Annotated in this window: 14 protein-coding genes; 3 read left to right on the forward strand and 11 right to left on the reverse strand. The window is 65.3% G+C overall.

Annotated elements, in window-relative coordinates; genetic code table 11:
* Nucleotides 1–30: 30 nt before the first annotated feature.
* The 7 genes from CH295_RS21620 to CH295_RS21650 form a co-directional block, all read right to left on the reverse strand.
* Nucleotides 31–2,205, reverse strand: coding sequence for a malate synthase G (locus tag CH295_RS21620; protein ID WP_094742167.1), 2,175 nt, complete (start codon nt 2,203–2,205; stop codon nt 31–33).
* Between the two features lie 66 nt (nt 2,206–2,271).
* The gene (locus tag CH295_RS21625) at nt 2,272–3,186 is read right to left on the reverse strand and encodes a hypothetical protein (RefSeq protein ID WP_037189250.1); all 915 of its coding nucleotides are present in this window, start codon (nt 3,184–3,186) and stop codon (nt 2,272–2,274) included.
* Entirely contained in the window at nt 3,187–4,323 is a 1,137-nt protein-coding gene (locus tag CH295_RS21630; protein ID WP_037189251.1) for a hemolysin family protein, read from the reverse strand. It abuts the gene before it with no gap.
* Nucleotides 4,316–5,695, reverse strand: a complete 1,380-nt coding sequence (locus tag CH295_RS21635) for a hemolysin family protein (protein ID WP_094741911.1) — start codon at nt 5,693–5,695, stop codon at nt 4,316–4,318. Before CH295_RS21635 ends, CH295_RS21630 begins: the two co-directional genes overlap by 8 nt.
* Before the next feature lie 347 nt (nt 5,696–6,042).
* Complete coding sequence (locus tag CH295_RS21640) at nt 6,043–7,479, reverse strand: GuaB1 family IMP dehydrogenase-related protein (RefSeq protein WP_037189253.1); 1,437 nt, start codon at nt 7,477–7,479, stop codon at nt 6,043–6,045.
* 11 nt (nt 7,480–7,490) lie between these two features.
* Nucleotides 7,491–8,390 (reverse strand): DMT family transporter, encoded by a 900-nt coding sequence (locus tag CH295_RS21645; RefSeq protein WP_094741912.1) that lies wholly within the window; start codon nt 8,388–8,390, stop codon nt 7,491–7,493.
* Nucleotides 8,387–9,691 (reverse strand): DEAD/DEAH box helicase, encoded by a 1,305-nt coding sequence (locus tag CH295_RS21650; protein WP_252342137.1) that lies wholly within the window; start codon nt 9,689–9,691, stop codon nt 8,387–8,389. Before CH295_RS21650 ends, CH295_RS21645 begins: the two co-directional genes overlap by 4 nt.
* Nucleotides 9,692–9,836: 145 nt before the next feature.
* On the opposite strand from CH295_RS21650, the gene CH295_RS21655 reads away from it, so the two are divergent.
* A complete protein-coding gene (locus tag CH295_RS21655; protein WP_094634438.1) occupies nt 9,837–10,307 on the forward strand; it encodes a DUF4262 domain-containing protein in 471 nt (156 codons plus the stop codon).
* Between the two features lie 70 nt (nt 10,308–10,377).
* On the opposite strand, the gene gnd is transcribed toward CH295_RS21655, so the two are convergent.
* The 4 genes from gnd to CH295_RS21675 all read right to left on the reverse strand — a co-directional run bounded on the left by gnd (nt 10,378) and on the right by CH295_RS21675 (nt 15,360).
* A complete protein-coding gene (gnd, locus tag CH295_RS21660) occupies nt 10,378–11,829 on the reverse strand; it encodes an NADP-dependent phosphogluconate dehydrogenase (RefSeq protein WP_094741913.1) in 1,452 nt (483 codons plus the stop codon).
* 135 nt (nt 11,830–11,964) lie between these two features.
* Nucleotides 11,965–13,686, reverse strand: a complete 1,722-nt coding sequence (locus tag CH295_RS21665) for a DEAD/DEAH box helicase (protein WP_037189258.1) — start codon at nt 13,684–13,686, stop codon at nt 11,965–11,967.
* A 277-nt stretch (nt 13,687–13,963) separates the two neighbouring features.
* On the reverse strand, nt 13,964–14,920 hold the full coding sequence (locus tag CH295_RS21670; protein ID WP_037189259.1) for a M56 family metallopeptidase: 957 nt from the start codon (nt 14,918–14,920) through the stop codon (nt 13,964–13,966).
* A gap of 23 nt (nt 14,921–14,943) precedes the next feature.
* Entirely contained in the window at nt 14,944–15,360 is a 417-nt protein-coding gene (locus tag CH295_RS21675; protein WP_032398122.1) for a BlaI/MecI/CopY family transcriptional regulator, read from the reverse strand.
* Between the two features lie 199 nt (nt 15,361–15,559).
* Between CH295_RS21675 and CH295_RS21680 the strand changes: the two genes are divergently transcribed.
* Both CH295_RS21680 and CH295_RS21685 read left to right on the forward strand, forming a co-directional pair.
* Nucleotides 15,560–16,861 carry an alpha/beta hydrolase gene (locus CH295_RS21680; protein ID WP_094742169.1) on the forward strand — a complete coding sequence of 434 codons (1,302 nt, stop codon included), beginning with the start codon at nt 15,560–15,562 and terminating at the stop codon, nt 16,859–16,861.
* A gap of 68 nt (nt 16,862–16,929) precedes the next feature.
* Nucleotides 16,930–19,497, forward strand: coding sequence for a bifunctional lysylphosphatidylglycerol flippase/synthetase MprF (locus CH295_RS21685; protein ID WP_502694538.1), 2,568 nt, complete (start codon nt 16,930–16,932; stop codon nt 19,495–19,497).
* Nucleotides 19,498–19,499 lie beyond the last annotated feature (2 nt).

The raw sequence follows: 19,499 nt of genomic DNA on the forward strand, positions 1-19,499 counted from the left end.
CGATGTTCACCCACGTGATCGACAAGTCCGTCAGGCGTTGACGGCCTTGTACTCCCGTCGGCGACGATGCAGGATCGGCTCGGTGTAGCCGTTGGGCTGGCTCGTGCCCTGGAAGATCAGGTCACTGGCAGCCTGGAAGGCGATGTTGGTGTCGAACTCGGGAGCCAACGGCTTGTACGTCGGATCGGATTCGTTCTGACGGTCCACCACCGGGGCCATCCGCTTCAGCGACTCGCGCACCTGGTCTTCGGTGACGATGCCGTGGCGCAGCCAGTTCGCGATGAACTGACTCGAAATGCGCAGCGTCGCACGGTCTTCCATGAGTGCGATGTCGTTGATGTCGGGAACCTTCGAGCACCCGACGCCGTGGTCGATCCATCGCACCACGTAGCCCAGGATCGACTGCGAGTTGTTGTCGAGTTCGTTCTGCTTCTCCTCGTCGGTCCAGTCCGTGGACGGCGCGAGAGGGATTTCGAGAATGTCGTCGACAGTGGCGCGCTTGGCCTGTGCGATCTCGTGCTGACGGGCGAACACATCGACCTTGTGATAGTGCAGGGCGTGCAAGGTCGCCGCGGTGGGCGAGGGAACCCACGCCGTGTTGGCCCCGGCCTTGGGGTGGCCGATCTTCTGCTCGAGCATGTCGTGCATCAGATCGGGCATGGCCCACATGCCCTTGCCGATCTGGGCCTTGCCTTCGAGGCCTGCAGCCAGGCCGGTGTCGACGTTGAAATCCTCGTAGGCGGCGATCCACTTCTCGCCCTTCATCGCGCCCTTGCGAACGACGGGACCTGCCTCCATCGAGGTGTGGATCTCGTCGCCGGTGCGGTCGAGGAAGCCGGTGTTGATGAACACGACCCGCTCGGAGGCGGCCTGGATGCACGCCTTGAGGTTGACCGTCGTGCGGCGTTCCTCGTCCATGATGCCGACCTTGAGCGTGTTGGTCGGCAGCGAGAGAACCTGCTCGACACGGCCGAACAGCTCCGCGGTGAACGCGACCTCGTCCGGTCCGTGCATCTTGGGCTTGACGATGTACAGCGAACCGGTGCGTGAGTTGGACAGCACGTTGTCCGAGGTCAGCGAGTGCATACCGGCCAGCGAGGTGAACAGTGCGTCGAGAATTCCCTCGGGCACCTCGTTGCCGTCGGCATCGAGGATCGCATCCGACGTCATCAGATGACCGACGTTGCGGACGAACAGCAGCGAGCGACCGTGCAGTGTCAGTTCGGAACCGTCGACCGAGGTGTAGGTGCGGTCCTTGTTCATGGCACGAGTGAAGCTCTTGCCACCCTTGGAGACTTCCTCGGTCAGATCGCCCTTCATCAGACCGAGCCAGTTGCGGTAGCCGAGGACCTTGTCGTCCGCATCGACTGCAGCGACGGAATCCTCGAAGTCCATGATGGTGGTGACAGCCGACTCGAGCAGGACGTCCTTGACGCCTGCGCCGTCGGTCTTGCCGATCGGGCTCTCGGGGTCGATCTGGATCTCGAAGTGCAAGCCGTTGTGCACGAACAGGATTGCCGACGGCGCATCCGGGGTGCCCTGGTATCCGAGCAGCTGTGACGGATCCTTCAGCCCGACCGTGCTGCCGTCGGACAGAGTCACCGTCAGCGATGCCGCGTCGACGACGTATCCGGTGGTGCCGACGTGCGAGCCGGAGCTCAGGGGCAGCGCCTCGTCCAGGAAGTCCCGCGCGAAGGCGATGACCTTGTCGCCGCGGACCCGGTTGTAGCTGGTGCCCTTCTCGGCTCCGTCAGTCTCGGGAATGGCATCGGTTCCGTAGAGGGCGTCGTACAGCGAGCCCCACCGTGCGTTGGACGCGTTGATCGCGAACCGGGCATTGAGCACCGGCACCACGAGCTGCGGTCCTGCAGTGGTCGTGATCTCGGTGTCGACACCGGAGGTGCTGATCTGGAAGTCGGCCGGCTCGTTGAGCAGGTAGCCGATCTCCTTCAGGAATGCCTTGTACGCGGCTCGGTCGTAATTCGGGCCTGCGTGCTCGCCGTGCCAGGCGTCGACCTTGCCCTGGATCTCGTCGCGGACAGCCAGCAACGACTTGTTCTTGGGAGCGAGATCGGCGATCACCGACGCAGCACCGGCCCAGAAGGCATCCGAATCTACGTTCGTACCCGGCAGCGCCTCCTTCTCGACGAAATCGAATAGGACCTTGGCGACCTGAAGTCCACCAGCCTGCACACGATCGGTCATGAATTCCTCACTCTTTCCGGTCACGGACACCGGCTGACCGGTGTCCCCACGACAACGCTGTCGATGTTACTCGGCGGTAGGTCCGACGCCGAACTCGCCGCCGATCAGTAAATTCTGGCATCGAGCGATCAACGCCGAACGCAGAGGTGCCGCTTCGCTCGACAATTCTCCCTGCGCACGCACGTATTCCGCGCGACCGGCCGCGGTCTCGATCCGAATGGGTTCGAGATCGTAGTCGCTCAGGTCGTACGGACTCGCGCGCATGTCGATCGTTCGCGCGTGCAGAGCCAGCTCGAAGCAGTCGGTGAGAAACTCGGAATCGATCAGTGGCCCCAGCTTGTAGCACCACTTGTACAGATCCATCGAGGCATGGATACAACCGGGTTGCTCGGATGTCAGCCGCGAATCCGGAGACAGCGCAAGAGCGTTGCGCGGCGCAGCATCGGGGGTGAAGAACCGGAAGGCGTCGTAGTGGGTGCAGCGCAACGTCATCGAATCGACCACGGCATCGGTTCCGTCGTGTCCGAGACGCAACGGCACCTGCTCGTGACGCTGTGCCGAGGTACCCCCGCGATAGACCATCGCCCACTCGTGCAGTCCGAAACAGCCGAGCACCGGGGGCTTTTCCCGGGTGGCGGCGAGCAGGCCGAGGGTGAATTCGATACTCGATCGTCGTCGCTCCACCAGATCCGACCGCACCCGAAAACCCGGGCCGTCGTCGGTGTCCACCTGCTCGTAGGACGCGAACGCCGCGAAATCGTGCGCACTATCACCGGTGAGCACAACGCCGTGGCCTGGATTCCACCGGCGCAGCTGACCCGGGCGATGACTGTAATAGGTGAACAGGAAGTCGAGCACCGGATGAACGCCGCCGTGACCCCGGTCGGTCAGATAGTCACCGACCAGGTTCTCCACCCGCGCTGCATGCGCAGCGCGACGAGTGATCCACTGCTCCTCGCGCAGCAACGTCGAGTCCGACATTCACACGTTCCGTGGGGGAGCGGGCGTGGACTCGACGCTGGACGACGATTGACCAGGACGAGGGCCGGCCACTCGGTGGGTGCCGTCTCGAACCGTACCGACGAACTCCTCGACCAGGTCCTCGAGGGCGACGATGCCGACCGTGGCACCGGTTGCGTCGTGCACGGCACCGAGATGGCTGCTGGCCCGACGCAACTTGGTCAATGCGTCGTCGAGCACCGTGTCGATGGAGACCACCGGAAGCGCCCGCACATCGCTGCGGGGAATGACCGTGTCCGGTCCTGCCGACTCGTCGGCCATGTCGTCGAGGACGTCTTTCAGGTGCAGGTAGCCCACCAGTGCCCCCGAGGCGTCGCGAACCGGATAGCGAGAGAATCCCGTTTCGATGACAGCACGTTCGACGGAGCCGAGCGTGGGTCCGAGAGTGTGGTCGGGCCCGGACAACTCGATACTGCGAACCTGGTGCGAGGGAATCAGAACTTCACCCACCGTCCGGCCGGATGTCTCGAGCGCCTGCCGCAATCGTCGATGCTCCTCGGCGTCGATCAATCCTTCCGATCGTGATTCGCCGATCATCTGCGACAACTCGACCGCCGACACCGAGGAACTCAGCTCGTCCTTGGGTTCGATCCGGAGCAGTCGAAGGGTCAGGTTGGCGCACATGTTGTAGAACGAGATCAGCGGCAGCGCCACCTTGATGAACAGCAGATGGATGGGCACCAGAACCATCGCAGTGCTCTCCGGGCCCGCGATGGCGATGTTCTTGGGCACCATCTCGCCGATGAGAATGTGCAGCACGACCACAAGCGTCAACGCGATGGCGAAGGCGATCGGGTGCAGGAAGGACTCGGGAATGCCGACTGCCTCGAGCGGAACCTCGATCAGGTGTGCCACCGCGGGCTCCGCCACACGACCGAGAAGGATCGAACAGATCGTGATACCGAGCTGGGCAGCAGCGAGCATCTGCGACAGGTTCTGACCGGCCTCGATGACACTCTGCGCGCGCTTCTTGCCTTGCGCGAGCAGAGCTTCGAGGCGATCCCGCCGGGCCGAGATCAGTGCGAACTCGGCACCGACGAAGAATGCGTTGCCTGCGAGCAACAGAACGGCGAGACCGACTCCGAGGAAATCACCCATCGATCTCACCGTCCGATCTCATCCGAGCCACCGCTGCCGCGTCGACGGGCAGGAGCACCACCCGGTCGATGCGGCGGCCGTCCATACGGATCACTCGTGCCACCCAACCGCCGTCTCGCTCGAGCGGATCCTCGTTGGCCGGGGAAGGCAGCAGAACTGCGTCCCCCTCGGTCGGAATGCGACCCAACTCGGTCAGTACCAGACCGCCGATGGTTTCGTACTCGCCCTCCGGCGCGGAGTACCCCGTGGCCGACGCGACCTCGTCGATACGCAGCAGGCCTGCGCAATCCCATCCGTCGCCCGACCTGGAGACGTCGAGCTCCGGCTCGTCGTGTTCGTCGCGCACGTCACCGACGATCTCCTCGATCAGGTCCTCCATCGTGACCATGCCCGCGGTACCGCCGTATTCGTCGACGACGAGCGCGACCTGCATGCCGTCGGCGCGCACCCGTTCCATCACAGCATCGCCGTCGAGGCTGGACGGTACGACCGGTACGTCGCGTGCCAGGGACTCGACCGTCGTCGAGCGACGGTGCGATCCGGCGACGGTGAACGCATGCTTGATGTGAACGACCCCGATGGTGTCGTCCAGATCGCCGTCGACCACCGGAAACCGCGAGAAGCCGGTCCGCGCAGCCGTTTCGATCAGATCGGCCACGGTCGCGTCGGTGGCGAGCGTTTCGATCTTCACTCGTGGCGTCATCAGTTCCTCGGCCGTGCGATCACCGAACTGCAACGACCGATCCACCAGTCGGGCAGTGTTCTCGTCGATCGATCCCTGCCGTGCCGACGTGCGGACCAGTGAACCCAGTTCCTGCGGCGACCGCGCGGATCTCAGTTCCTCGGCCGGCTCGATCCCGAGCCGGCGTACCAGCCAGTTCGCCGACCCGTTGAGCCCGTTGATGGCCCATTTGAAGACCAGCGAGAACCCGGCCATCGCACCGGCGGTGACACGAGCGGTCGACATCGGTTTCGCGATGGCGATGTTCTTGGGAACCAGCTCACCGAAGATCATGGAGAACGAGGTGGCCAGGATCAGAGCCACCGCGAGCGAGATGCCTGCGGAGAGGGTCTCGGATGCGCCCAACGCGTCGGCCACGGGTCGAATGAAGCCGGCCAGTACCGGTTCGGCGAGGTAGCCGGTGATCAGTGTCGTGATGGTGATGCCGAGTTGGGCGCCGGACAGCTGAAAGGACAGTGTCTTGTGGGCGTGCAGAACTTGGCGGGAGCGCAGGTCGCCGTTCGCTGCCTGTGACTCGACTGCACTGCGTTCGAGAGCAGTGAGGGAGAACTCGGCCGCGACGAACAGCGCGGTGCCTGCCGTCAAGGCGACGAAACCGAGCAGGCTGACGATGGTGAGAAGAAGTGCCACGCGTCAACTCCGCCTGAGCCGGGACCGTCGAAGCTGGGAAAGGAGCATCGCGCCGCCGGAGTGCACGTGGCTGCCGAAATCTGTGTCGCCGGGTTTCTCTCCCGGCTCGATAGAGGATCCCTCCGAAGTGGAACCGTCGTCGTGTTGTTCCGCAGTTGCCGCGACGGCAACCGAGATAGTGGGTGCCTCGGGCACCTGATTCCCTTCTGTCCGGTTCGCGCTGTGGTCCCACTCCGTGCGGAACCGACCGTTCGGCCACGCGTCGGGAATCGAATGCTCGAATTTCCGACGCGTGGCGAGCGCGAACAACTGTGTGTGCTGTTGGTGAGTCTAACCGTGCCCGACGGTCACCACCCGGAGGGCAGGGGCCGTCCCTCGGCGAATCCGGCGGCGGACTGGACTCCCAGAACCGCTCGTTCGGCCAACTCCGGAAGCGATCGGGCTCCGGCATACGTACAGGTACTGCGAACTCCGGCACAGATGTGATCGATCAGATCCTCGACACCCGGCCGATCGGGATCGAGGCGCATCCGCGAACTGGAGATGCCCTCCTCGAACAAGGCCTTGCGAGCCCGGTCGAATGCTCCGTCGGTGGCGGTACGGGCGGCAACGGCCCGCTTGGACGCCATGCCGAAGCTCTCCTTGTACCGATTGCCCGATGCGTCCACTCGCAGGTCGCCGGGCGACTCGTAGGTGCCGGCGAACCACGAGCCGATCATGACGTTCGCGGCACCGGCAGCCAGTGCGAGTGCAACGTCACGAGGATGGCGCACACCGCCGTCGGCCCACACCGACGCCCCGAGTTCGGCCGCCGCAGCGGAGCAATCGGCAACAGCCGAGAACTGGGGGCGTCCGACGCCGGTCATCATGCGTGTCGTGCACATCGCTCCTGGCCCGACGCCGACCTTGACGATGTCCGCCCCCGCCTGCACCAGATCACGCGTGCCCTGGGCGGACACCACGTTGCCTGCCGCAAGCGGAACGCCGAGATCGAGGGAGCGCACGGCAGCGAGGGCTTCGAGCATCTTCTGCTGATGCCCGTGAGCGGTGTCCATCACGAGCACATCGGCTCCGGCCTCGACCAGTGCGGTCGCCTTCTCGGCCACGTTGCCGTTGATGCCGACCGCGGCAGCGATACGGAGGCGTCCCGACGCGTCGACTGCAGGCGCGTAGATGCCGGTCCGAACGGCGCCGGTCCTGGTCACGACACCTGCGAGGGAGCCATCGTTCTCGACGACGACGGCAAGGTGGGCGTGTGCCGCCTCCATCAGCTCGAAGACTTCCTTGGGCGACGCATGGCGAGGGGCGCGCACGAAATCGGCCGACGCCACGGAACTGAGCCGCGCGAATCGGTCGACGTCGGCGCAGGCGCTCTCGGACACCACTCCGATCGGCTTGCCGTGTTCGACGATCACGACCGACCCGTGTGCACGCTTGTGCATCAGGGCCAGGGCGTCGGACACGGACTCGTTGGGGCCGAGGACGACAGGTGTGTCCGCGATCAGGTCACGACTCTTGACGAATGCGACGGTCTCGGCGACGGCCTCGGTGGGGAGATCCTGTGGGATCACTGCGATCGCTCCGCGGCGTGCGACGGTTTCGGCCATGCGCCGTCCGGACACCGCGGTCATGTTCGACACGACGATCGGAATGGTGGTTCCCGAACCGTCGACCGTACTCAGGTCGACATCGAACCGCGACGTGACGTCGGTTCGGTTGGGGACGAGGAAGACATCGTCGTAGGTGAGATCGTAGGGCGGTCGGTGACCATCGAGGAACTGCACGTTGATCGAGACTACCGGTCGGTCGCAATCGGTGGGGCCGACGCCCCGTCCATCGTCTCCGTTTCGATGCGGGTCGACGCCTGAGTCCGCGACAGTCGAATCGTCGTGACGACCATGACGAACACCGCCACGGCGATGATGGCGAGGGAAGCCCCGTCGGTTCTGATTCGCTCGTCCAGAACCGCGATGCCGATGAACGCCGCGCCGAGAGGCTCGCCGATCGTGACGGCCGGTAGCGACGCGGACAGGGGGCCGACCTGAAATGCGCGCTGCTGCAGATAGAACCCGAGAGCACCTGATCCCACCAGGGCGTAGGTCTGCCAGGCGGCCAGTGCACCGAGCAGGTCGCTCTCCACCAGATCGGTGACGAACTTCGTCAGAGCCGCGGCCAACCCGAACAGCAAGCCTCCCGCGGCTCCGAGCAACAGAGCCCGCGCGCCGGGAGTTCTGAGCAGGAGACCACCCACCGCAGCGCCACCGATCACGACCGCGGCGATGATCAGCGGCACGATCCAGTCGGACAGAGGGGCGTCGGTATCACCTTCGCTGGGATCGCCGACCACGATGAACACCGTGAGGGCCGCAGCCAGGAGAAATGCGAGCGCCCACGTCGAGGCGGGGAGTACCCGGCCCGCCAATTTCGCCGACATCGGGAGGGCGAACAGCAAGGCGGTGACCAGCAAGGGCTGTACGACCAGGACAGAACCGACCCACAACGCAGCGATCTGAACCGCGTAGCCGCCCCCGTCGCCGAGTACGCCCACCCACCATCTCGGGCTTCGGATCAGGGCCGAGAGCAGTGACGTTCCCTCGGGAACCGATGCTGCGGCGCTCTGCTGTGCCACCGACGCACAGGCGAACAGGAATGCCGAAACCAGGGCGAGCGCGATCGACAACCAGGAGGCCGTCACCCGCGTCGTCCTCTGCTGCCGCCCCGCTTGCCTCCGGCCCGCCCGCTTCGCTCGTGTCGGACGGGTGCGGCACCGCGTCGTGAACCACGAGGTGCGGGTGATTCCGCAGCCTCGGCCGGCAGCGGTCTGCCGATGGGTGTACGCGCCCCGGTCAGACGACGCCACGAGGTGGGATCGGTCTCGGTGTCGACCACCGTTGCCGAGACGCCGGCGTCGCCTGCCATCGCACACACGTGATCCAGCTGTTCGGCGGTGGCCAACGTCACGACGGTTCCGCTGGCTCCGGCGCGTGCAGTGCGGCCTGCGCGATGCACGTAGTCCTTGGAATCCAACGGTGGGTCGACGTGGACCACGAGGGTGACGTCGTCGACGTGAACCCCGCGTGCCGCGACGTCGGTCGCGATCAGCGCAGTCGATACGCCGTCGCCGAAAGCGGCAAGCGAACGTGTGCGGTGTGCCTGAGTCTTGTTGCCGTGCAACGACGATACCGATACGCCCAGCCGGCGACAGTCGTCGGTGAGTCGGTCGACCGCGTGAGTGGTGCGGACGAACAGCAACGTGCGACCGTCTCTGTTGGCAAGTGCGGCAGCCACTTCGGTCTTGCGGGCAGCATCGACCCTGAACACGTAGTGAGCAATGTCGGGCTCGCTCACGGACTCCGCCGTGGAATGTTCGGCCGGATCGTTCAGGAACTTCGCGACCAGGCGGTCGACGTCCTCGTCCAGGGTCGCCGAGAACAGCAGCCGCTGGCCGACGGCCGGTGTCGCGGCGAGAAGCGACTCGATCTGAGGCAGAAATCCCATGTCCACCATGCGATCCGCCTCGTCGATCACGGTCACCTCCACGCGATTCAACGTGATCGAGCGTCGCGCGAGCAGGTCGTTGAGGCGACCAGGGGTGGCAACCACGATGTCGATTCCGCGCTGGATCTCTCGAACGTTGCGCTCGAGCGGAACGCCGCCGACCACACCGACGCTGCGCAGGCCGAATGTCGCACCGTGGACGTCGAGCACTTCCTGGATCTGGAGCGCAAGTTCGCGAGTGGGAGCCAGGACGAGTCCACGCGGTGCACCGGGCTCACTGCGACGGCCGGCGAGCCGCACGAGCAGTGGTAGCCCGAATGCGAGAGTCTTCCCCGATCCGGTCGGAGCACGGCCGAGCACATCGCGGCCCGCAAGCGCATCGGGCAGGGCGGCGGACTGGATCGGAAACGGCTCGGAGACACCCGCTTTCCTCAGCGAGTGCACGAGAACCACGGGCAGTCCCAGTTCTGCGAACGATCGAACGGATTGACCCGGCATGGATGTGACCCTACCGCTGCGTCGACCAGGCGTCGGAATCTTCTTGTCGGTGCCCCGCGCAATACTCGGGGTAGAACGCATGTTCGATCGGCGTTCGACACAGTGGTTGCCGAGGGGGCGATCGCACGCAGAGTGTGGGGGAGCTATGTGCAAGATGTGTCAGGGCTTCGGCGTCGACGAGTACATCGGAGACGTCAGGCGCACCATGGAGCAATTCGGGTGGGCATTGCAATACGTCGAATCCGAGGTCGACCGTGACGGAATCCACCCGGCGTTCTGTTACACCGTCGGCCTCACCGATTTCGGGAGTCCGGAAATAGTCCTGACGGGGCGTGGGCCGACCGAATCCTCTCGGATACTCAACGCACTCGGCGCGTCGGTGGCCTCGGGGATGCTGGAACTCGAAGCCGGAATCGGTTGCTCTGCCGCGGGATTCGAGATATTCACCATCGATGTTCCGGACTGTGCGGACATTCTGTACACGGCATCCGACGTGTACGGCACAGGTTGCTTCAGTGCCGTACAGGCGGTGTGGAAGGACCTGGAAGGTGCACTCCCGTGGGAGGGCATCCCGTCGACGGTGGTCCAGCCGGTCCTCGGGCCGGTGCCCGTCTGACCGGGTTGCCGGTACGTCTCACCGGTGGCGCTGCGTGATGCACGCAGCGCCACCGGCGCACGATCGTCGGTCAGGCTTCGATCTCGGAACGATCGCCGCTCCACAGAGTGTGGAACTTTCCTTCCGAGTCGGTTCGCTCGTAGGTGTGCGCCCCGAAGAAGTCCCGTTGTCCCTGGGTCAGAGCGGCAGGTAGACGCTCTGCCCGCAACGCGTCGTAGTAGGAGAGCGAGGACGCGAACGCGGGGACCGGAATGCCCAACGAGGCCGCGGTGATGACGACCCGACGCCAGCTGTCGATGGCGTTCTCGATGGCATCACGGAAGTACGGGGCCAGGATCAAGCTCGGCAGTTCGGCGTTGTCGTCGTACGCGTCCTTGATGCGATCGAGGAACCGAGCGCGAATGATGCAGCCACCGCGCCAGATCGTGGCGAGGTCACCGGGATGCAGATTCCAGTCGTATTCGGTACTGCCCGCGGCGATCTGGTCGAAGCCCTGTGCGTAGGCGACGATCTTCGACGCATACAGAGCCCGACTGATGTCGTGCGTGAACTGCTCGGCGTCGGTGGGCTTGTCGGCGAGTGCTCCAGAGGCGAGCCCGACGGCTGCCTTGCGCTGAGCGCGTGACCCCGACAGAGCTCGAGCGAACACCGCCTCGGCGATACCGGTGACGGGAACGCCTAGGTCGAGGGCCGCCTTGACGGTCCAGCGACCGGTGCCCTTCTGCTCCGCGGCGTCGACGATCACGTCGACGAGAGGCTGACCGGTCTTCGCATCGACCTGGCGAAGAACCTCGGCGGTGATCTCGACGAGGTAGCTCTCCAGATCACCGTTGTTCCACTCGGTGAACACGTCCGCTACCTGAGCCGGCGTGTAGCCGAGGGCATCGCGGAACAGGTTGTACGCCTCACCGATGAGCTGCATATCGGCGTATTCGATGCCGTTGTGGACCATCTTGACGAAGTGGCCGGAGCCGTCGGGTCCGATGTGGGTGCAGCACGGCGTGCCGTCGACCTGTGCTGCGATGGATTCCAGCAGCGGCCCGAGAGCTTTGTAGGACTCTGCCGGACCACCGGGCATGATCGACGGTCCGTTGAGAGCGCCTTCTTCGCCGCCGGAGATACCGGCACCGACGAAGAGCAATCCGCGCTCCTTCATGGCCGCCTCGCGACGGATGGTGTCGGTGTACAGGGCGTTACCACCGTCGATGATGATGTCGCCCTCCTCCATCGCGCCTGCAAGCTCCTCGATCACCGCATCGGTGGGGTCGCCTGCCTTGACCATGATGAGCACTCGGCGCGGCTTTGCGAGAGCGGCGACGAACTCCTGGATGGTTTCGGTGCGAATGAAGGTGCCCTCGGTGCCGTGATCGGCGATCAGGGCATCGGTCTTGGCGACGCTGCGGTTGTGCAATGCGACGGTGTGGCCGTGATGGGCGAAGTTGCGGGCGATATTGGAGCCCATGACGGCGAGTCCGGTGACTCCGATCTGAGCCAGTTCTGTCGGTTCTGCTGCTGAGGTCATACCGACAGCTTTCCCTGCCGAGAGATTTCGCGCGCGCCAACCCCCCGGCAACGACAACGGGTGCCGCATTCGCGAAGAATGCGGCACCCGTTGGTGCAGTTCAGGTCGGATCACGACCTCACGGTGACGAACCGATCAGTGGCTGCGAGCCGGACCGTCGAAACCGTCGTACGAACGGCGTTCCGTGCGGCTGCGGAAGCCTCCGGAGCGGTGCTCGTCCTGGCGGGGGCCGGACGCGGGACGACGGTTGTCGGAGCCACGGTACGAGCTCGAGTCGGAGCGACGCGGGCGATCGCCCTGGTAGCCCTCGCTGCTGCGCGGGTTGGAGCCCTGGTATCCGCCGCTGCTGCGGGGGTTGGAGCCCTGGTAGCCCTCGCTACGCGGGCTCGAACCCTGGTATCCGGTGCGGGGACGGTCACCCTGGTAGCCCTCGCTGCTGCGCGGGTTGGAGCCCTGGTATCCGCCGCTGCTGCGCGGGTTGGAGCCCTGGTATCCGCCGCTGCTGCGCGGGTTGGAGCCCTGGTATCCACCGCCGCTACGGGGATTCGATCCCTGGTATCCGGGACGGCTGTTCCGGTCGCGGGGAGCGGACTCGGCGCGCAGGGGCTCACCGGTCGGCTTCTTCGCCCCGGTGATGCTGTTCAGCTCGGCCGAACCGGGCGAGACGTTGACGGCGGTGGCCTTGACACCGGCCATCCCGGTCAGACGCAGAACCTGACGACGCTGGTTGGGGAGCACGATCGCGACGACGGTGCCCTTCTCGCCTGCACGCGCCGTGCGTCCTGCGCGGTGCAGGTAATCCTTGTGGTCTGCGGGCGGATCGACGTGGACGACCAGGTCGATGCCGTCGACGTGGATGCCGCGAGCGGCAACGTCGGTGGCGACGAGGACGGGGGTGCGGCCGTTCTTGAAGCGCTCGAGAACGCGGGTGCGCTGATTCTGTGCCTTGCCGCCGTGCAGTGACTCCGCGGCGATACCGAGCGCGCGCAGGCGATCGGTGATTCCGTCGCAGCCCAGCTTGGTACGCGCGAACATGATGGTGCGGCCGCCTTCGCGGGCACCGATCTCGGAGAGAACCAGATCCTTCTGACCCCGGTCGACCATGAGCACGTAGTGATCCATGGTCCGGACGCTGGCCTTGCCGTCCTGGGTGGAGTGCTCGACGTGATCGGGCAGGAACTGGCGTACCAGCGACTGAACCTCACGGTCGAGGGTGGCCGAGAACAGCATGCGCTGTCCGTCTGCCGGAGTGTCGGCGAGGACGGCACGTACCTCGGGCAGGAAGCCCATGTCGGCCATCTGATCGGCCTCGTCGAGCGCGGTGATCTCGATGGAGTCCAGGATGCAGGTGCCCTGACGGAGGTGATCGGCGAGGCGACCCGGGGTGGCGACGAGGACATCGACTCCGCGGCGGAGCTGCTCGACCTGCTTGTTGAACGGGGTGCCGCCGACGGCGGGCATGACTCGCAGACCCTGGGCATTGGCATAGGGAGCGAGGGATTCGACGACCTGGAACGCGAGCTCGCGGGTGGGGACCAGCACGAGCGAACGCGGGCGCTTGGCAGCCGGGCGGTCGGTGTGCAGCGACAGGCGCTGCAGGATCGGCAGGCCGAAGGCAAGGGTCTTGCCCGAGCCGGTCTGCGCACGACCGAGGACGTTCTTACCGGCGATAGCGTCGGGAAGTGCCTTCTCCTGAATGGGGGAGGGCACGGTGATCGAGTTGCGCGCCAATGCGGCGACGACTGCCTCGGGCAGTCCGAGATCGGCGAAGGTGAAGGCCGGTGCCGCTGCGGGCGTCGGGACTGCCGTGGTGTCGGAAGTGGTGGAAACGGGTGTGTTGGAAACAGCGTGGGTCACGCAGTAAAGCCTCTCCGGATTACGGGCACGCCAATAAGCCCGAAGCTGAGAGCACCCGAAGAACCGGGAAACACGAAAAACAGCCAGAACACATTGATACGAGCCAGGGCACTGTCACCTGGCCATCAGAATGCAGATGAGAACTGCATAAAGTGGGGCTGTTTGTGCCATTTCGATTGCTAGGTCGCGATGGCGACCGGTCTCTACTGTACGGGACGCAGCGCGAATTGTTCGAGTCGAGTCGATGTGACCTGTGCGACCCCGATCGCGTACGGACTCACCCGACGAGCTTGCTCAGTTCCTCCAGCCACGGCATGGCCACGTAGATCGTCGGAAGAACGAGGATCACGACGGCCGCCGCGTAGGCGGCCGCGGCGATGCGCACATCGCTGCCTGGGCCGCTCAAGCGCTGAACACGGATGAGGGTGTGCGGACCTCCGGCCGCCATCGCGCCACGCGGTGCGGTGGACCCGGCGCACGTGACGAGTGCCCTGGCCAACGGAGTGGGCCCGGTGACCTTGACTGCCGAGTCGTCTGCGAGCAGCTCGACCAGCAGCTGCACACTGCCGAGTGCCGACTTGCTGCGGACGATCCGTGGGAACGCTTCGTTGACGGCGGTGAACGCTTCGAGGACCAGGTCGTGGCGGGCGCGCAGGTGTGACCGCTCGTGACTGAGGATGGCGGTGATCTCCGCCTCGGAAAGGCTGGCCAACGTTCCCCGGCTGAGAACCACCCGCTGACGCAGACCGGGTAGGCAGTACGCGATCGGTTCGGCCGCGTCGAGTACGCGAATATCTGCATCGCGAAGACCACGAAAAGGGTTCTCGCCCAAGTCGCTTCGATCGAGAAGATCGACGAGCACGCGATGCCTGGATCGTCGACGACGGGTTCTGACCGCTACCCGAACGACCGAGAACATGAGCTTGGCACCGATACCCAGCGTGATGGCGAGGACGACGACGTAGAGGATCCACAGGGGGAGACCGAGCGCGTCGATCTCGTCGGTGGGTGCCGTGGTGGGGCGACCATCCGGTCCTGGGACCAGCAGCAGACCGCCGATCGCGAGACCGGAGCTGAAAGCCGAGAGCACCGCTGCGAGAGCGATCGCCTGCCACAGCACGAGCGCCGCGCGTGGTGACCGGTACGGCCAGCTCGCGCGCGCGAGCACTGCCGGAACCGGCCCAGCCAGGATCAGCGCGAGTACTGCGAATACCAGCGCAGTCGTCGAGTTCATGTCCTCACTTACTGCCGCGAGCGTCAGTCCGTCGGACGGCCATCTCCAGCCGAAGGGGACTTCGATGTCGATTGTGCCACTTCCAACGCGGCCAGCGCCTCACGGAGGGCGGCGGCTTCGTCGGCCCCCACCTGACCGACGAAGTGCACGAGTGCCGCTGCGCGTCCACCCGATGCCGGTGCCTGCGACAGTGCGTCGACCATGAGGCTCGCGACCAGCTCGTCGCGGCCGTGCAACGGTGCGTAGCGGTGCGCTCTGTCGTCGCGTTGCTGCACGACCAGCTTCTTCTTCGCGAGTCGCTGCAGCACCGTCATCACCGTCGTGTACGCGAGTTCGCGATGCGTCGCAAGTGCCTCGTGGACCTGTCGAACGGTCTGGGGATCCGACGACTCCCACAGATGGTCCATCACTGCGCGCTCTAGTTCACCAAGACCAGCCATTCGTCCGAGTCTACGGCTACTCCGACGCGGATGCGTACTACTCGTGGTAGTACCGACCGCCGAGGCGGTGTGCGTTCGGTCATAGTCGCCGCTGCCGGATTTCGGCGGGTCACCATCGACGCGGTGTCGCGGACGAATATTCTGACGGTAGTTCGTGCCGCATCTCGGTCCGAATCCGTCAGACGAGCGGAGCTCTCACGTGGATTGGTTCGATTCCCTTTCTTTGATCGACGGACCGTTGCCTGTCATCGTTGTCGTCGCCGGAGTACTCGGCGGTGTGTGGCTGCTCGTCTCCCGCTCGCGTCGGTACATGACGCGTGGGCTCCCGATTGCGGCAACGGCGGCCGTCGTGGTCACCGTGATCGGTTACCTGATCGTCGAAAAGGTGTGGCGACCACTCCCGGATCCGATCGAGACGTCCATCTACGTCTGGATCGGGGTCGGCCTCGCGTCCCTGTTCGCGGTGACCCCACGTTCGGTCGCGGCGCACGGAGTTGTGGGTACGTTAGCGTCGGTCGTCGCGGCCGTGCTCGTTGTCGCAGTCTCGGCGCTGAACATCAACCTGAAGTTCGAGGCGTATCCGACCGTGGGTACTGCACTGGGGGTCGAATCCGCGAGCCGCATTCAGTTCTCCGACGTGCCTGCGGCGGTTTCTCGGACCGTCACCGGAACGCCGCTCGATTCCGTATGGACCTCACCGGCAGGAATGCCGTCTGCAGGACGGATCACCTCGGCTGCCATCCCGGCCACGGCGTCGAACTTCTCTGCCCGCGACGCGCAGATATACCTTCCCCCTGCCTATTTCTCCGATCCACGTCCGCTGCTGCCGGTACTCGTACTCCTCGCTGGGCAGCCGGGCGACCCGGAGGACTGGCTCAACGGCGGCAAGCTCGCCGAGACGATGGACGACTTCGCCCGCGACCACGCCGGCCTCGCGCCCGTTGTGGTCGTGGCCGACGGCACCGGTTCGCCGATCGACAACCCGCTGTGCGTCGACTCACCGCTGGGCAACGTCGACACGTACCTCTCGCGCGACGTACCCGACTGGATCGACAGTTCTCTTCAGGTCGATCCGGATCGACGACACTGGGCGATCGGTGGACTGTCCTACGGCGGAACGTGTTCCATCCAGATGGCGACAAACCATCCTGACGTCTATCCCACCTTCCTCGACCTGTCGGGTCAGACCGAGCCCAGTCTCGGAGACAGGGATCGCACCGTCCGGGAGGCCTTCGGCGGAAATCCGGCAGCGTTTGCTGCCGTGAACCCACTCGACCTGCTGAAATCGCGTCAGTACCCCGATTCGGCCGGAATTTTCGTCGTGGGGTCGGACGACAACGACTACAAACCCGGTCAGCAAGAGATGTACAACGCGGCGAAGGCTGCCGGAATGGATGTGCAGTACGTGGAGGTTCCGGGCGGACACAGCTTCGCGGTGTGGTCGGAGGGGCTCCGACGCGAGCTGCCGTGGCTGGCAACGAGAACAGGGTTGATTTCGTGAACGTGACCGATCCGGAACGACCGTCCGCGGCGGACGCCGAACCACCCACACCCGCCGAACCGTCGTGGATGTCCCAGCGCGCCGAGTCACTGAGATCGGCTGCGTCTGCCGTGATGCGCCAGCTGCGGCGGGTGTGGGCGCTCATCGTGTTCGGTGCCGTGGGAGCACCGGTCAGTTTCGCTTTGCTCGCCGTGGTCTGGGTGATGGGGATCGTTGCTGCGGTCGTGGACAACCGGGGCGAGATGGACAAGTACTTCGCTGTGGGCATCATGCCGTTCGAGCACTGGCACCTGTGGACCCCGCTCACCTCGGGTCTGGCGGCACCCGACATCGCCGGTTGTGTGGTGGCCACGGTCGGGGTGCTGCTCGCCGCCGCACCGATCGAGCGGCGTATCGGATCGCGTCGCTTCGCCGTCGCCGCGTTCGTGACGCAGGTGGCCGGTTCGCTGTTCGGCCTCGGTCTCGCGGTCCTGGCCAAGACCTTCGACGCGGACTGGGGATTCCGGTTGCACGTCGGAACCGCTGTGGGCCCGACGACCTGGATCTTCGGTGTGGTCCTGGTCGCGACCTCGCGAATGGATACGTTGTGGCGCAGGCGAATCCGCGTCGGTGTACTGGCCCTGCTGGTGACGTTGGCACTGTTCGGTGGACACCTGCAGGATGTCGTTCGGCTCGCTGCGGCGGTGATCGGTCTGATCGTGGGCCCGTGGATCGTCGGCCGATCGGCACGGGGCCCTCGATTGGCGGGTACCCAACGCGAAGGCCGGGTGCTGGTTGCGCTGATCGTCGCCGCGAGCGCCCTCGGCCCGGTGCTGGCCGCCCTGAGTCCCAATGCCGTCGGGCCGTTCGCTGTACTTCGTGATGTGGTGCGGGGGGTTCCGTACACGGCGGCCGAGGTGCGCGAAATCTGCGCCGACGCGACCACCGATCCGGTCGAATGCCGTCGTGGTCTGCTCGATCTCAGACTCGGCGGAGTCGGACCGACGATCCTGAGCATCATGCCGTCCCTGTTCCTGCTCGTGGTCAGTGACGGCCTGCGTCGAGGCAGGCGTTTCGCGTGGGCGATGGCGGTGGTCTCGCAGGGAATTCTGCTCGCACTGTCGGTGGCCAACTTCGCAATCCGGTTCCTCGAGTCCGGTGACGACCAGTCCCTGTTCTACGGATTGGAATCGCCGACGGCGTACCGCACTGCGGTGCCGTTCCTGCTGCCACTGATCGTGTTGCTGGTCCTGATCGTCACGCGCAAGTTCTTCGACGTCTCGGCACCTTCGGGTACCTACCGTCGATGGGCGGCCTCGGTGGTCGGAGTGGCGGTCGGACTCGCCCTGATCTACTCGATCGGTGGATATCTGGCCCGCGACGGCTTCGCCGATTCACCGTCCTTCGGCGGATTGCTGGTGGACTTCCCGCAACGACTGGTTCCCCCGGTCTACCTGCAGTGGCTCGAGCCCGCCCTGTTACCGCAGAGCACGCCGACGACCCTGCTCTTCGAGTGGACCGGCGTGGTGTTCTGGGTGGTGGTCTGCGTGCTCGCCGCCAGCACGTTCCTCACCCCGGTGTACGGCACCGAGACCGACGCCACCGAACGCGCTCGTGGATTGCTCATGTCGAGCAGTGGGTCTGCTCTGTCGTGGATGACGACCTGGCGCGGCAACAAGTACTGGTTCGGTCCGGACGGTCGCAGCTACGTCGCCTACCGGGTCATCTCCGGCGTGGCACTGACCACCGGCGATCCCGTCGGTCCGCGGGAGTCCCTGCGGGACAACGTCGTCGACTTCGCCGAGTTCGCGTCCGAGAACGGCTGGATCCCGTGCTTCTACTCGGTCACTCCCGAGGTCCGCCGCATCACCGACTCCCTCGGTTGGGGTGGAATCCAGGTCGGTGAGGAAACGGTTCTCGACCTGGACGGAATTGCGTTCACCGGCAAGCGATTCCAGGACGTGCGGACTGCACTGAACAGAGCGAAGAAGGCCGGCGTCGTCGCCGAGTGGATTCGTTTTCCTTCTGCTCCGCTGGCGATCACGGACCAGATCACTGCGATCTCGGAGGAATGGGTCGCGGACAAGGGCATGCCCGAGATGGGCTTCACCCTCGGCGGTCTCGAGGAGGTCGACGACGAGAACGTGCGGTGCCTGATCGCCGTCGACGAGCACCGGACCGTGCACGGCGTGACCTCGTGGATGCCGGTGTACGAGGACGGCGTCATCGTCGGATGGACGCTCGACTTCATGAGACGCAGATCCGAGGGCTTCCGGCCCACGATGGAGTTCCTCATCGCATCGGCCGCTCTGCTGCTCGAGCAGGAGGGGGCCCGATTCCTCAGTCTCTCGGGCGCACCCCTGGCCAAGGTCGACGAGAAGCAACCCGAACACGTCTCCAGTGTCGAGCAGTCGACGCTGTCGGGGCTGCTCGAGCGGCTGCTGGACGTTCTCGGACGCACGCTCGAACCCGTCTACGGATTCCGTTCCCTACTGGCGTTCAAGTCGAAGTTCCAGCCTCGCTACGAGCCGATGCACATGACCTTTGCGGATCCGGCCGCACTGCCCAGCATCGGCAATGCGATCGGCCGGGCATATCTGCCGGACGTGTCGATCGGTCAGGGTGTCAAGCTGGTGCGCACGATGATCGAGCGGTGAGA

Origin of the sequence: Rhodococcus sp. 14-2483-1-2 (assembly GCF_002259405.1) — a bacterium.
Lineage (GTDB): Bacteria > Actinomycetota > Actinomycetes > Mycobacteriales > Mycobacteriaceae > Rhodococcoides.

Bases quoted from the DNA above. Each gene is read 5' to 3' on its own strand.
- CH295_RS21685 (WP_502694538.1), top strand. From the start codon at position 16,930: ATGTCCCAGCGCGCCGAGTCACTGAGATCGGCTGCGTCTGCCGTGATG.
- CH295_RS21625 (WP_037189250.1), bottom strand. From the start codon at position 3,186: ATGTCGGACTCGACGTTGCTGCGCGAGGAGCAGTGGATCACTCGTCGC.
- CH295_RS21670 (WP_037189259.1), bottom strand. From the start codon at position 14,920: ATGAACTCGACGACTGCGCTGGTATTCGCAGTACTCGCGCTGATCCTG.
- CH295_RS21620 (WP_094742167.1), bottom strand. From the start codon at position 2,205: ATGACCGATCGTGTGCAGGCTGGTGGACTTCAGGTCGCCAAGGTCCTA.
- gnd (WP_094741913.1), bottom strand. From the start codon at position 11,829: ATGACCTCAGCAGCAGAACCGACAGAACTGGCTCAGATCGGAGTCACC.
- CH295_RS21675 (WP_032398122.1), bottom strand. From the start codon at position 15,360: ATGGCTGGTCTTGGTGAACTAGAGCGCGCAGTGATGGACCATCTGTGG.
- CH295_RS21655 (WP_094634438.1), top strand. From the start codon at position 9,837: ATGTGCAAGATGTGTCAGGGCTTCGGCGTCGACGAGTACATCGGAGAC.
- CH295_RS21630 (WP_037189251.1), bottom strand. From the start codon at position 4,323: ATGGGTGATTTCCTCGGAGTCGGTCTCGCCGTTCTGTTGCTCGCAGGC.
- CH295_RS21650 (WP_252342137.1), bottom strand. From the start codon at position 9,691: ATGCCGGGTCAATCCGTTCGATCGTTCGCAGAACTGGGACTGCCCGTG.